Source organism: Achromobacter sp. JCM 18799 (assembly GCF_055395645.1).
Map to the genome: position 1 here is coordinate 5,270,798 of NZ_AP043866.1, position 12,903 is coordinate 5,283,700.

Annotated in this window: 12 protein-coding genes; 10 read left to right on the forward strand and 2 right to left on the reverse strand. The window is 66.0% G+C overall.

The genetic code is table 11. The features are described 5' to 3' along the window. Positions 1-9 precede the first annotated feature (9 nt). From ACZ5YA_RS24860 to ACZ5YA_RS24905, 10 genes are all read left to right on the forward strand, one after another. The gene (locus tag ACZ5YA_RS24860; RefSeq protein ID WP_464091376.1) at positions 10-1,644 is read left to right on the forward strand and encodes a GMC family oxidoreductase; all 1,635 of its coding nucleotides are present in this window, start codon (positions 10-12) and stop codon (positions 1,642-1,644) included. Positions 1,645-1,687: 43 nt separating this feature from the next. Then, entirely contained in the window at positions 1,688-2,890 is a 1,203-nt protein-coding gene (locus tag ACZ5YA_RS24865) for an ABC transporter substrate-binding protein (RefSeq protein WP_464091377.1), read from the forward strand. A gap of 114 nt (positions 2,891-3,004) precedes the next feature. Then, complete coding sequence (locus ACZ5YA_RS24870; protein ID WP_240633203.1) at positions 3,005-3,883, forward strand: branched-chain amino acid ABC transporter permease; 879 nt, start codon at positions 3,005-3,007, stop codon at positions 3,881-3,883. Continuing rightward, complete coding sequence (locus ACZ5YA_RS24875) at positions 3,880-5,646, forward strand: branched-chain amino acid ABC transporter ATP-binding protein/permease (RefSeq protein ID WP_464091378.1); 1,767 nt, start codon at positions 3,880-3,882, stop codon at positions 5,644-5,646. Before ACZ5YA_RS24870 ends, ACZ5YA_RS24875 begins: the two co-directional genes overlap by 4 nt. A gap of 9 nt (positions 5,647-5,655) precedes the next feature. After that, entirely contained in the window at positions 5,656-6,378 is a 723-nt protein-coding gene (locus ACZ5YA_RS24880; protein WP_280015739.1) for an ABC transporter ATP-binding protein, read from the forward strand. 10 nt (positions 6,379-6,388) lie between these two features. Continuing rightward, the gene (locus ACZ5YA_RS24885) at positions 6,389-7,579 is read left to right on the forward strand and encodes a CaiB/BaiF CoA transferase family protein (protein ID WP_059378044.1); all 1,191 of its coding nucleotides are present in this window, start codon (positions 6,389-6,391) and stop codon (positions 7,577-7,579) included. An 11-nt stretch (positions 7,580-7,590) separates the two neighbouring features. After that, positions 7,591-8,544, forward strand: a complete 954-nt coding sequence (locus tag ACZ5YA_RS24890) for a hydroxymethylglutaryl-CoA lyase (protein WP_464091379.1) — start codon at positions 7,591-7,593, stop codon at positions 8,542-8,544. 70 nt (positions 8,545-8,614) lie between these two features. After that, on the forward strand, positions 8,615-9,400 hold the full coding sequence (gene otnI / locus ACZ5YA_RS24895; RefSeq protein ID WP_251878083.1) for a 2-oxo-tetronate isomerase: 786 nt from the start codon (positions 8,615-8,617) through the stop codon (positions 9,398-9,400). A gap of 112 nt (positions 9,401-9,512) precedes the next feature. Then, positions 9,513-10,493 (forward strand): Bug family tripartite tricarboxylate transporter substrate binding protein, encoded by a 981-nt coding sequence (locus ACZ5YA_RS24900; RefSeq protein ID WP_059378039.1) that lies wholly within the window; start codon positions 9,513-9,515, stop codon positions 10,491-10,493. 112 nt (positions 10,494-10,605) lie between these two features. Then, a complete protein-coding gene (locus ACZ5YA_RS24905; protein WP_118931667.1) occupies positions 10,606-11,181 on the forward strand; it encodes a hypothetical protein in 576 nt (191 codons plus the stop codon). Between the two features lie 37 nt (positions 11,182-11,218). On the opposite strand, the gene ACZ5YA_RS24910 is transcribed toward ACZ5YA_RS24905, so the two are convergent. Together ACZ5YA_RS24910 and ACZ5YA_RS24915 are read right to left on the reverse strand one after the other, a co-directional pair. Then, positions 11,219-12,124, reverse strand: coding sequence for an EamA family transporter (locus tag ACZ5YA_RS24910; protein WP_464091380.1), 906 nt, complete (start codon positions 12,122-12,124; stop codon positions 11,219-11,221). A 43-nt stretch (positions 12,125-12,167) separates the two neighbouring features. Next, on the reverse strand, positions 12,168-12,812 hold the full coding sequence (locus ACZ5YA_RS24915) for a LysE family translocator (protein ID WP_118931668.1): 645 nt from the start codon (positions 12,810-12,812) through the stop codon (positions 12,168-12,170). Between the last annotated feature and the right edge of the window lie 91 nt (positions 12,813-12,903).

Sequence of the window (12,903 nt, forward strand, 5' to 3'; positions counted from 1 at the left end):
ATTCCAGACATGAGCCAAGCACAGCAGCCCTCCCTCCGCGACGCGGATCAGTTCGATTATGTGATCGTGGGATCCGGCGCGGCCGGTTCCATCCTGGCCAACCGCCTGAGCGCGGACGGCTCGACGGTCTGCGTGCTGGAGGCCGGCCCGCCGGACCGCAGTCCCTACCTGCACATACCCGCAGGCTTCATCAAGGCGGTATTCAACAAGAGGTACGCCTGGCAGTTCTCCAGCGAAGGTACGGCGCAGACCAACGGACGGCGCGTGCCGATTCCGCAGGGCCGAACCCTGGGCGGGTCGACTTCCATCAACGGCCTGGTCTACAACCGCGGCCAGGCGGCCGACTTCGACCACTGGGCCGCGCTGGGCAACAGCGGCTGGTCCTACGACGAAGTGCTGCCGTACTTCAAGTCCATGGAACGGCGCGTGGGCGGCGACGACCGCTACCGCGGCCGCAAGGGCGAGCTGCCGGTCACGGACATAGACTGGATCCATCCGCTTTGCGAGGCCTTCATTGCCGGCGCGGTGGAACAGGGCATCCCGCGCAACCCCGATTACAACGGCGCGGATCAGGCCGGCGTGGGCTACTTCCAGCGCACCATCGACCGCGGTTGGCGCATGAGCACGGCCAAATGCTTCCTCAAGCCGGCCATGGGCCGCAAGAACCTGGAAGTGCGTACCTACGCGCAGGCGACGCGCATCCTGTTCGATGGCGGCAAAGCTGCCGGCGTGGCCTATTGCCACCCGGCGCATCCTTCGCAGGTCCGCGCGGTGCGTGCTCGTCGGGAAGTGATCGTGTCCTGCGGCGCGATCAACACGCCCAAGCTGCTGCAGCTGTCGGGCCTGGGGCCGGCGGACCTGCTGCGCCAGCACAATATCGACGTGGTGTGCGACCTGCCGGGCGTGGGCGAGAACCTGAGTGACCATTATTCGGTGCGGGTCGTGGCGCGCGTGAAGAACAGCCAGACCATGAACCAGCTGGTCAAGGGTCTGAGCCTGGCCGGCCAGATCAGCCGCTGGATGATGAAGCGTCCCAGCATCATGGCCCTGAGTCCGTCGCTGCTGCATTACTTCTGGAAGTCCACGCCTGACCTCGTCTTGCCCGACCTGCAGGGCGTGTTCACGCCGGCCAGCTACAAGGAAGGCTATGTGGGCATGCTGGATGACTTCCCCGGCATGACAGCGGGCGTCTGGCAGCACCGGCCCGAAAGCCGCGGCCAGGTGCGCATCCGTTCGGCGGACCCGCTGCAAGACCCCGTGATCCTGGCCAACTACCTGGAGAACGAGCGCGACCAGATGACGTTGGTGCGCGGTATCCGGCTGGCGCGCCAGCTGCTGCGTTCACAGGCTCTGGCGCCTTACTTCGACAGCGAGGTGCTGCCCGGCCCGCTGTGCGAATCCGATTCCGAATTGCTGGACTTCGCGCGCCGCTATGGCGTGTCGTCTTATCACGTCAACGGCACGGCCCGCATGGGCCAGGCCGATGACAAGTACGCGGTGGTCGATCCCCAGCTGCGGGTGCACGGCGTGGGCAATCTGCGCGTCATCGACTCCTCGGTGATGCCGGCCATGCCGTCGGCCAATATCTGCGCGGCCACCATGATGATCGGCAACAAGGCCGCCGACCTCATCAAACAATCCTGAATTGCCAATCAGCGGTCACCAGAGTGATCCAGAAGGAGACAAGATGTACTTCAAACATTTTCCCAAGACCATGAAATCCCTGCTGCTGGCGGCAGCGTTGGCGGGCGCCAGCGGCGCCGCGCTGGCCGATGACATCAAGATCGGCTTCAACAGCGACATGTCGGCCACCGGCTCGGCGGACTTCGGCATTTCGGCCCTGGCCGGCGCGCGCCAGGCGGCCGACGAACTGAACGCGGCCGGCGGTGTGCTGGGCAAGAAGATCGTCATCGTTGAGCGCGACGACGTGGGCGCGCCGCCCAAGGCCATCCAGAACACCAACGAACTGGTCGACAACGTCAAGGTCAACGCCATGCTGGGCGGGGTCAACTCCGGCAACATGCTGGCCTGGCTGCATCTGGTGCAGCAGAAGAAGATCCCGACGATCTCGCCCGTGGCCACTGCCACCGACATCACCGGCCGCTACGCCAAGTCGCCGCCCAACTACGTGTTCCGCGTGTCCATGCGCGATCGCGACCAGATCGCGTTGCTGGCGGCCTACGCCGCCCGCGCCAGCAAGAACGGCAAGGTCGCCATCATTGCCGACACCACCGGCTACGGCCAGCAAGGCGCCAAGGACGCGGTCGAGATCCTGGCCCTGCACAAGATCACGCCCGTGGCCAACGAGAAGTTCGGTCCCAAGGACACGGACATGTCGTCGCAGCTGAACAAGATCAAGAGTTCGGGCGCCGACACGCTGATCGTCTATGCGCTGGCGGATTCCAACGCGCACGTCATGCGCAGCCTGGAGAAGATCAGCTACTTCCCGACCACGCTGGCCTCCTGGGCCAACCTGAGCTCGCCGTTCCTGCGCATCGCCGGTCCCGAGCTGGCCAGCAAGATGATCTTCACGGCGTCGATCACCGAAGACTCCTCGTCCGAGTCCAAGGCGCTGTATGACACGTTGATGAAGCGCGACGGCCGCGTGCCGACCTACGTCATGGCCGCGCAGGCGTATGACTCCGTCAAGCTCATCGCTGCCGCCATGGAGCAGGCCAAGTCGACCGAAGGCGAAGCCGTGCAGGCCGCGCTGCAGAACCTGGCCCAGGCCAAGGGCGTCATCAAGACCTACGAGAAGCCGTTCACCGCGGAAAACCACGAAGCCCTGTCGGTGAAGGACTTCCGCCTGGTGCGCTGGATCGACGGCAAGGTGGTGTCGGTGGATGACGAATACACCCGCGCGATCAAGCCGGAAGACCTGAAGCTGTAAGACGGCGCGGCAACGAGAAAGATCTCTCCCCGGTGCGCCGCGGCGCGCCGGGGAGTCGTCAATAGGGGGGCATCCAGCATGCAAATACTACAAGCCATCTTGAGCGGGTTGGCCATGGGCAGCGTCTATGCCCTGGTCGCATTCGGGTTCAGCATCACGTACACCACGACCAAGACCTTCAACTTCGGACAGGGCGCGTTCCTGGCGCTGGCCGGCCTGATCGGCATCAGCGCCATCCTGCTGGTCAGCCAGGGCAAGCTGATCGGCTTTCCAAATCCGGAGGACGTGACCTGGGGCACGTTCCTGTTCGCCCTGCTGGCCGCCATGCTGGTCCTGAGCTTGCTGGGGTACGTGCTCTACATCACCGCCATCCGCCACTTCGTGGGCGAGGCGGGCCTGTCCTGGGTGATGAGCACCATCGGCTTTGGCATCATCATCCAGAACCTGGCGCTGCTGGTCTGGGGACCGGCGCCGATAGCAGTGGCTTCGCCGCTGGGCGAGGGCATCATCACGGTCCTGGGGACCGGCGTGCGGCCGCAGGAGATCCTGGTTTTCGGCACCACGCTGGCGCTGATGATCGTGTTCGATTGGGTCTTGCACAAGACCAAGATGGGCAAGGCAGTGCGCGCGGTGGCGTTCAGCAAGACCGCCGCGAGCTTGATGGGCATTAATGCCAACGCGGTGGCGATCGCCGTGTTCGCGATCAGTTCGGCGTTGGCCGCGATTGCCGGCGTGATGGTGGCGCCGATTGCGACCGCCTCGGTATTCGTGGGCACGCTGTTGTCGCTCAAGGCCTTTTCGGCCGCGATCCTGGGTGGGCTGGAGAATCCGCGCGGCTGCATTTTTGGCGGCTTTCTGATCGGGTTGCTGGAATCGCTGATCGGCCTCTGGTATTCGAACCTGCGCGAAATCGCCGTGTTCGCGCTGATCATCGTGGTGCTGTATTTCCGCCCGGCCGGCATCCTCGGCCGCGTGCACGCGGAGAAAGTATGAAGCTCTCCAAGATTCTCATTCCGCTGGTCATCGCGGCGCTTGCCATCGGCTACGCCTATTCGGGCCTGAATGACTTCTATCTGTTGATCCTGTTCAACATCGGGGTCTATTACATCGCTGCCACCGGTTTCAACATCCTGGTCGGCCAGACCGGCCAGAAATCGCTGGGCCATGCCGGCCTGTTCGGCGTGGGCGCCTATACGGTGGCGCTCCTGACCGTGAATTACCAGGTCGATCCCTGGCTGGCGCTGGGCTGCGCCGCGGTTGTGTCCGCGGTCTTCGGCGTGGTGATCGCCATCCCGGCGCTGAAGGTCAAGGGGCCGAGCCTGGCGATGGTGACCATCGCCTTCGGCCTGCTGATCGAGAAGATCGTGTCCGAATGGACCGACGTGTTCAAGGGCCAGGAAGGCTTCTACGGCATCACCGGCCTGACCTTCGGCGGCGCCACGCTGGACAGCCGCCAGTGGGTGGTGGTGGTCGTGGTGCTGGGCCTGGCGCTGCACGCCATGACCTCGCTGCTGTTGAACGGCCGTTTCGGCCGCGGCTTTGCCGCGGTGCGCACCTCTGAAATTGCGGCCGAGAGCGTGGGCATCAGCGTCTACCGCTTCAAGATCCTGGCCTTCGCCATCAGCGCCATCACCTGCGGCATCGCGGGCGGCCTGGTGGCGCAGCAGAACCAGTACATCAATTCGGACTTCGTCAATTTCAACTTGTCGGTGTTTTTCCTGGTGCTGGTGCTGTTCGGCGGCCGTACGCCGGCGGGCTCCTTCCTGGGCGCCGTGGTGCTGACGGTGATCGACGCCATGCTGGCGCGCTGGCCGGAAGTGCAGCATTTCGCCTACGGCCTGATCCTGCTGTTCGCGCTGTACGCCATGCCGGAAGGACTGGCTGGCCTGTTGGCCAAGGTGCTGCCCAAGCGCGGCGAGCGCGAGGCGCTGGCCGCCGAGGCGGGCGCGGCCGATTGGACGCCGGCGCCTCCTGCCGACCATGGCGGCGCGGCGTCCGGCTTCCTGGAGGTGAAGGACCTGTACAAGGCCTTCGGCGGCGTGGTGCCGACCAACAAGGTGTCGTTCTCGCTGGAGCGCGGTTCCGTCGTGTCGCTGATCGGTCCCAACGGCGCCGGCAAGACCACCACGCTGAACCTGCTGTCGGGCCTGGTGGCGCCGGACGCCGGCAGCATCCGCTTCAAGAACCGCCAGATGGTGGGCCTGTCGCCCAATGAGATTGCTGCGTCGGGCATCGGCCGCACGTTCCAGAACCTGAAGCTGTTCGACGGGCTGAGCGCCCTGCAGAACGTGATGGTGGGCTTCTATCGGGTGCAGCAATCCAGCTTCTTCTCCAACCTGCTGGGCCTGCCCGGCAGCCTGGCGGAAGAGCGGCGCATCCGCCGCCAGGCCTACGCCATCCTCAAGTTCTTCGAACTGGACCGCTACGCGGACGAGGCCGCCAACAGCCTGCCCTACGGCCTGCAACGCCGCCTGGAAATCGCCCGCGCGGTGGCGGCCATGCCGGACCTGTTGCTGCTGGACGAGCCTGCCGCCGGCCTGAATCCCGCGGAAACCGACCAGCTGACGGACCTGATCGTGAAGCTGAAGAACATGGGCCTGACCATCCTGTTGATCGAGCATCACATGGATCTGGTCATGGCGATTTCCGACCATATCGTGGTGCTGGATTACGGCGTGAAGATCGCCTCAGGCCTGCCGAACCACATCCAGGAGAATCCGAAAGTCATCGAAGCCTACCTGGGCGCGCCGGCATAGGAGACCGCAATGAGCCGTTTACTCGACATCAAGAACCTGGCGGTCAGCTATGGCGCCGTCAATGCCCTGAAGCAGGTGTCGCTGCATGTGGACACGAACGAGATCGTGACCATCATCGGCGGCAACGGCGCGGGCAAGAGCACCATGATGCGCGCGCTGTCGGGCATCGAGAAATCCACCGGCGACATTGCGTTCGCCGGGCAGGACTTGGGCGGAATCAGCGCGCACAAGCGCGTAGGGCTGGGTATCGCCCACGTGCCGGAAGGGCGCCAGGTGTTCCCCGACCAAACCGTCTACGACAACCTGATGCTGGGCGCGTTCCTGCGCAAGGAGCCGCCCGCTGAACTGGCCGCGCAGATCGAGCAGTGCTTTGCGATGTTCCCGCGGCTGAAAGAGCGCCGCGCGCAGTACGCGGGCACGCTTTCTGGCGGCGAACAGCAGATGCTGGCCATCTGCCGGGCCCTGATGAGCAAGCCGCGCATCCTGATGCTGGACGAGCCTTCGTTGGGACTGGCGCCGCTGATCGTGGCCGAGATCTTCAAGATCATCAAGTCGTTGAAAGAGCGCGGCATGACGATCCTGCTGGTCGAGCAGATGGCCAACCAGGCGTTGGCTATCTCCGACCGCGCATATGTCCTGGAAGTGGGCTCCATTGTGATGGAGGGCACGGGCCAGGAGTTGTTGGCCAGCGAGCGCGTGCGCGAGGCCTATCTGGGCAAACACAAGAGCTGACGAGGCAATCATGTCATCCAAACCATTGAGCGGTATCCGAGTGCTGGAGTTGGGCCAGCTGATCGCCGGACCGTTCGCCGCCAAGATGCTGGGCGAATTCGGCGCCGAGGTCATCAAGATCGAACCGCCCGGCAAGGGCGATCCGCTGCGCAACTGGCGCCTGATCCACGACGGCACTTCCGTCTGGTGGCAGGTGCAGTCGCGCAACAAGAAATCGGTCAGCCTGGACCTGCGCAAGCCCGAAGCGCAGGACCTGATCCGAGCCTTGGTCAAGGACATCGACGTGGTGGTCGAGAACTTCAAGCCCGGCACCATGGAAGGTTGGGGCCTGGGCTGGGAAGAACTGCGCGCCATCAACCCGCGGCTGGTGATGCTGCGCGTGTCCGGCTACGGTCAGACCGGTCCGTACCGCGATCTGCCCGGATTCGGCGCTATCGGCGAGGCCATGGGCGGACTGCGCCACCTGAGCGGCGAGCCCGACCGCACGCCGGTGCGCGTGGGCGTGTCCATCGGCGATTCGTTGTCAGCGTTGCACGGCGTCATCGGCATCCTGCTGGCGCTGCGCGCGCGCGACCAGAATGGCACGGGCCAGATGATCGACGTGGCGTTGTATGAATCCGTCTTCAACATGATGGAGAGCCTGCTGCCCGAGTATTCGGTATTCGGCGAGATCCGCCAGCCGGCCGGCAGCAGCCTGCCGGGCATCGCGCCCAGCAATGCTTACCGCTGCCAGGACAACAAGTACGTGCTGATTGCCGGCAATGGCGACAGCATCTTCAAGCGCCTGATGGGCGTGATCGGCCGGCCTGACCTGGCCGAAGCGCCGGAACTGGCAAACAACGCCGGACGCGTGAAGCACGTGGTCATGCTGGACGACGCGATTTCGCAATGGACCGGCCAGCATCCGCTGGACCTGGTGCTGGAGCGCCTGAATGACGGGCAGATTCCCGCGGGCAAGATCTATGACGTGGCCGACATCGCGGCCGACCCGCATTACCAGGCGCGCGGCATGATCCTGGACGGCGCGCTGCCCGACGGCACGCCCGTGCAGGTGCCGGGCATCGTGCCCAAGCTGTCGGAAACCCCGGGCGAAGTGCGCAGCCCGGCGCCCGCCCTGGGCCAGGACACCGACGAGGTGCTGGCCGGCCTGGGCATCGGCGAGACGCAGCGCCAGGACTGGCGCACGCGCGGCATCATCTGAGGATAGCGGCCATGAATATGACCAACCCCGAAACCACTGCCAGCCGCCCGCGGCTGTACATCCAGGAAGTCGCGCCGCGCGACGGCTTCCAGAACGAAAAGCAGTTCATCGAAACGCAGGACAAGATCGCCTGCATCAACCGGCTGTCCGCCAGCGGATTCGCCAAGATCGAAGCTACGTCATTTACGTCGCCCAAGGCCATTCCGGCCCTGCGCGACGCCGAGATCGTGATGCACGAGATCGAGCGCAATCCGGACGTCGTCTACACGGTGCTGGTGCCTAACGTGCGCGGCGCGCAGCGGGCGCTGGAGTGCAAGGTGGACGAGGTCAATCTGGTGATGTCGGTCAGCGAGACCCATAACCGCGCCAACTTGCGCATGACGCGGGAGCAGTCGTTCGAGCAATTGAGCGATGTGGTCAATGCGGTGCGCGGCAGCCGCGTCGCCATCAACGTGTCGCTGTCCACCGTGTTCGGTTGCCCCATGGAAGGCGACATCAATGCCTTCGAGGTGTTCGAACTGGTGGGGCGCTTCGCGGCGTTAGGCGTGGACGGGGTGACGCTGTGCGATACCACCGGCATGGCCTTTCCCACGCAGGTCGGCAAGATCGGGCGCGAGGTTCGCAAGCTGTTCCCGGGATTGATCACCACCATGCACTTCCACAATACGCGCGGCATGGCGCTGGCCAATACGCTGATGGCCATCGAGGCGGGCATCAACCGCTTCGACGCGTCGCTGGGCGGGTTGGGCGGCTGCCCCTACGCGCCTGGCGCCAGCGGCAACGTCTGCACTGAAGAACTGGTGCACATGCTGGAACTGATGGGCTATGACACCGGCGTGGACCTGGACGCCATACTTGGCGTATCGGCGACCTTGCCCGCGCTGGTGGGACACGACATTCCCAGCCAGCTGCTCAAGGCGGGACCGCGGCTGACCCTGCACCCGGCGCCGGACTTCGGCGCCTAGCGCCGCGGCGATGGCGGGGCGGGCGGTTGTGCTAATTTCCATGCATGCCGCCCGGTCCGGAGCCTCCGCCATGTTGAAGTTCGCCGCCAATCTTTCGATGATGTACACGGAACACGCGTTCCTGGACCGCTACGCGGCCGCCGCGGCGGACGGGTACGCCGGCGTGGAATGCATGTTTCCCTACGAGGCCCCGGCTGCCTTCGTGCGCGAGCGCATGGACGCGGCGGGCGTGACGCAGGTGCTCTTCAACGCGCCGCCTGGCGTGGCCGCTCGCGGCGATCGTGGACTGGCCGCGCAGCCGGGCCGGCAGGCGGAATTCCAGGCGGGCATTGAACAGGCGCTGTCCTACGCCACGGCGCTGGCCTGTCCGAATCTCCATGTGATGGCGGGGCTGGTCCAGCCCGGCGCGTCGCGCGAGGCCATGCTGGACTGCTATCGCGAGAACCTGGACTGGGCCGCGCGCCAGGCGCGTTCGGCCGGGGTCACCGTGCTGATCGAACCCATCAATACCCGCGACATACCCGGCTATTTCCTGAACCGCCAGGACGAGGCGCATGCCGTGGTGCAGACGGTCAATGCGTCCAACCTGAAAGTGCAGATGGATCTCTACCACTGCCAGATCGTCGAGGGCGACGTCACCATGAAGCTGCGCGAATACCTGCCTACCGGGCGGGTCGGCCATCTGCAGATTGCCGGCGTGCCGCTGCGCCAGGAGCCCGACCGCGGCGAACTGGACTATGGCTGGGTGTTCAACGTGCTGCGCGAACTGGAATACGGCGGCTGGATAGGCTGCGAGTATCGGCCGGCCGCCGGCACGTCGGCGGGCCTGCGCTGGCTTGCCGCCGCGCGCACCTGACCCGTGCCGCATCCACGGACTCCGGGTTTCTCCCGTGGTGTGTACCTGCGTGCCGGGCCCGATAATAAATCATTAATATGTTAAATAAATAAGCAGGCGAGGAGAGCGCGTCATGTTCAAAGGCACACTGCATCGCGCCTTGCTGGCCGCGGTGCTGGCAGGGGCTGCGATCGTCCCGGGCCAGGCTGCGGCGGCAGGGTTTCCCGATCATCCGATCCGCTGGCTGGTGCCGTTCAGCGCGGGCGGGGGCAGCGACATCGCCACCCGCATCGTCGCCAAGCATGTGGGTGACGCGCTGGGACAGCCGGTGGTGGTGGAAAATCGTCCGGGCGCGGCCACCATCGTTGCCGCGCAGGAAACCGCCCGCGCGGCGCCTGATGGCTACACCCTGCTGACGGCCGGCATGAGCACGCTGGCGCTGAACCCCTGGCTGTACCAGAAGCTGCCCTACGATCCGGGGAAGGACCTGACCCCGGTTTCCACGCTGGTGTCGCTGCCCATTGTGCTGGTGGTGTCGCCCGATTCCCGGATGCATACGCTGGCCGACGTGAAGGCTTACCTCAAGCGCGATCAGCCGGGCAGCTATGCGTCCCTGGGCGTGGGCAGCCCCCATCACCTGGCCATGGAGCTCTTCCTGGATACCGTCCAGGGCCGCGCCACGGCCATTCCCTACAAGGGCACGCCGCCCGCCCTGCAGGACGTGGCTTCCGGCGTGGTGCCGATGATGATGGCCGACCTGGCCGCCGCCCGGCCCTTGATCCAGGCGGGCAAGCTGCGCGCCATTGCGGTGCCGGCGGCGCAGCGTTCCGGGCAATTGCCGCAGGTGCCGACCTTTGCCGAGGCGGGTGGTCCGGCGTTCGAGGCGGCCGCCTGGCAGGGCGTGGTGGCACCCGCTGGCACGCCAGCGCCAGTGGTGGAGAAGCTCAGCCTGGCCATCGCGCAGGCCTTGCGTTCGCCGGAGGTGGCCGAGCAGTTGAAGCTGCAGGGCATGGAACCCACGGGCAGCACGCCGCAGGCCTTCGCGGACTATGCGCGCAAGGAATACGAGCGCTGGGGGGCGGTGATCCGGAGCAAGAACATTTCCGCCAACTGACGGCGGCCGGTAACAGCCGCCGCAAGGTGTAACCGGCGCGCGCGCGCAGGCGGCGCGGGCGTACGATAAACATACGTACATCCTGCCCGGCAGCCCGGGCAAGGAGCACATCATGTCTCTGATCGTAGCAGCCCGGTTCGAGGGTTTCGAAGCGGCGAACGCCGCGGCCGAGCGCCTGTCCGCCAGCGGTTTTCCCGACTGGGACATCAATACGTTTTACGTCAATCCGGCCGGCGAGCATGGCCGCTACCCCTTGGGCGGCGACCGCCGCTCCGACCCGGACTCGGGACGCGCCGACATCGGCGCATTTCTGGGCGCGGGCGGGGTGGGCGCAGGTTTTGCGGTGTTTGGCGGGTTCGTGATGTCCGAGATCAGCGATTCCACGCCGCTGATCCTGGCCGCGGCCGGCGTCGGCGCCTATCTGGGATCGCTCTTTGGCGCCCTTTGGGTGACGGGCCACGGCAGCACCCAGCATGGCCATTTCAATCCCGATTCCCATGCCGAGATCCGGCAGGCCGGCGTGATGGTCGCGGTACGCACGCGGCCGCAGCGCGAAATGCTGGCATGCCGCGTCCTGCGCGATGCCGGCGGCGTGGACGTGGAGCACGCCAACGGCCGCTGGCGCAACAACCACTGGGAAGACTTCGACCCGCTGGCGCCGCCCCAGCGCGAGATCGGATTCGGCTGAAGCGGCCCTTGGCCGCGGCGGCGGCGCGCGTCCGCGCTCAGTCCGGCGCGGGCGTGGGGGCGGTATTTTGCCGCCGGGCGGTCGCCGCGCAGCCTGCGGAAGCGACGATGATCCCGCCGATGGCCAGCCATTGCGTCTGCGACAGTTGCTCGTTCAACACGATCACGCCAGCCAGCGCGCCCATGGCGGGTTCCATGCTGAGCAGCACGCCGAAGGTCTTCTGCGGCAGGCGGCGCAGCGCCACCATTTCCAGCGAATAGGGCAAGGCGCTGGACAGCACGCCCACCGCGATGCCGGCCAGGATCAGGGTCGGGTCCAGCAGGGCCGTGCCGGCGTGCGCAGCGCCTATGGGCAGCGCCACCAGCGTTGCCGCGGTCAGTCCCAGCGAGGTGGCCTGTCCGCCATGCACGTTGCCGGCCATCTTGCCGAAGATGATGTAGAGCGCCCAGCACACCGCCGCGCCCAGCGCAAAGGCGATGCCGACGGGATCCAGGTCATGCACCGATTGCCCAGTGGGAATCAGCAGCACCAGCCCGGCGATGGCGCAGCCGATCCAGACGAAGTCGATGGTGCGCCGCGACAGCGCCACCGCCAGGGTCAGCGGGCCGATGAATTCGATGGCGATGGCCACGCCCAGCGGCAGCGTGCGCAAGGCCATGTAGAACAGCAGGTTCATGCAGGCCAGCGTCACGCCGTACAGCGCGATCTTGGCCGCGGCCTGGCGCGTCAGCGGAAAGCGCCACGGGCGCCAGATCGCCACCAGGATCAGCGCGCCGATGGCGATGCGGTAGGCGGTGGTGCCCTGCGCGCCCACCATTGGGAAGAGCGACTTGGCGAACGACGTGCCAACGCATAGCGAGGCCATCGCGCCGATCAACGACAGGATGGGGAGCAGGGTGGAGGACGACGCGTTGCGTCCGGTGTTCAGGGTTGCGGCGGTCATGGCAGTGGCGGAAAGGCTGGATACGTACAGGACGGCGGACGGCTCAGGGCGTCAGATTTGCGGCGGTGGAGTAAAGCACATACAGCGCCAGGCCGAGCATGACGGCGCCCAGCAGGCCTTGCTGCATGCGCAGGAACCAGGGATTGCGCCCCACCCAGCCGCGGATGCGGGAAGCGCCGTAGGCGAAGAAACTGCCGTAGGGCAGGCTCAAGACTTTCATCGTCACGCCCAGCACCAGCATCTGGATCCACACCGGCCCATTGTCCGGCGTGGTGAACTGCGGCAGGAAGGCGATCATGAACAACAGCACCTTGGGGTTCAGCAGATTGGTCGTGAAGCCCTGCCAGAAGGCGTCGCGCGCATCCCCGGGGCGCGCGGCCAGCGACACGTCGGCCGAGCGCGCGCAGCGGACGATGGCCTTGACGCCCAGGTAGCCCAGGTACATGCCGCCGGCCGCCTTGATCCCCATGAACAGCGACGGGAACGCCTGCAGCACCGAAGCGAGGCCCAGCACCACCGCCGGCACCTGGATGAATCCGGCGGCGACGTTGCCCAGGACGCTATGGAAGGCGGGCCGGAACCCCTGCGTCATGCCCCGGGAAAGGGTCAGCGCCATATCGGGGCCGGGCGTGAGTTTGAGCGCCGCGTCGGCAGCGAGGAACAGCAGGAAAAGCTGGAGTGACGGCATGATACGGGGGGACGGACGTACCCGCGGCGCGGGCAGAGGGCTCCCAGTGTAAGCAAGCCTGCTGAATAATTCCTGCATCGCGGGACGCGGA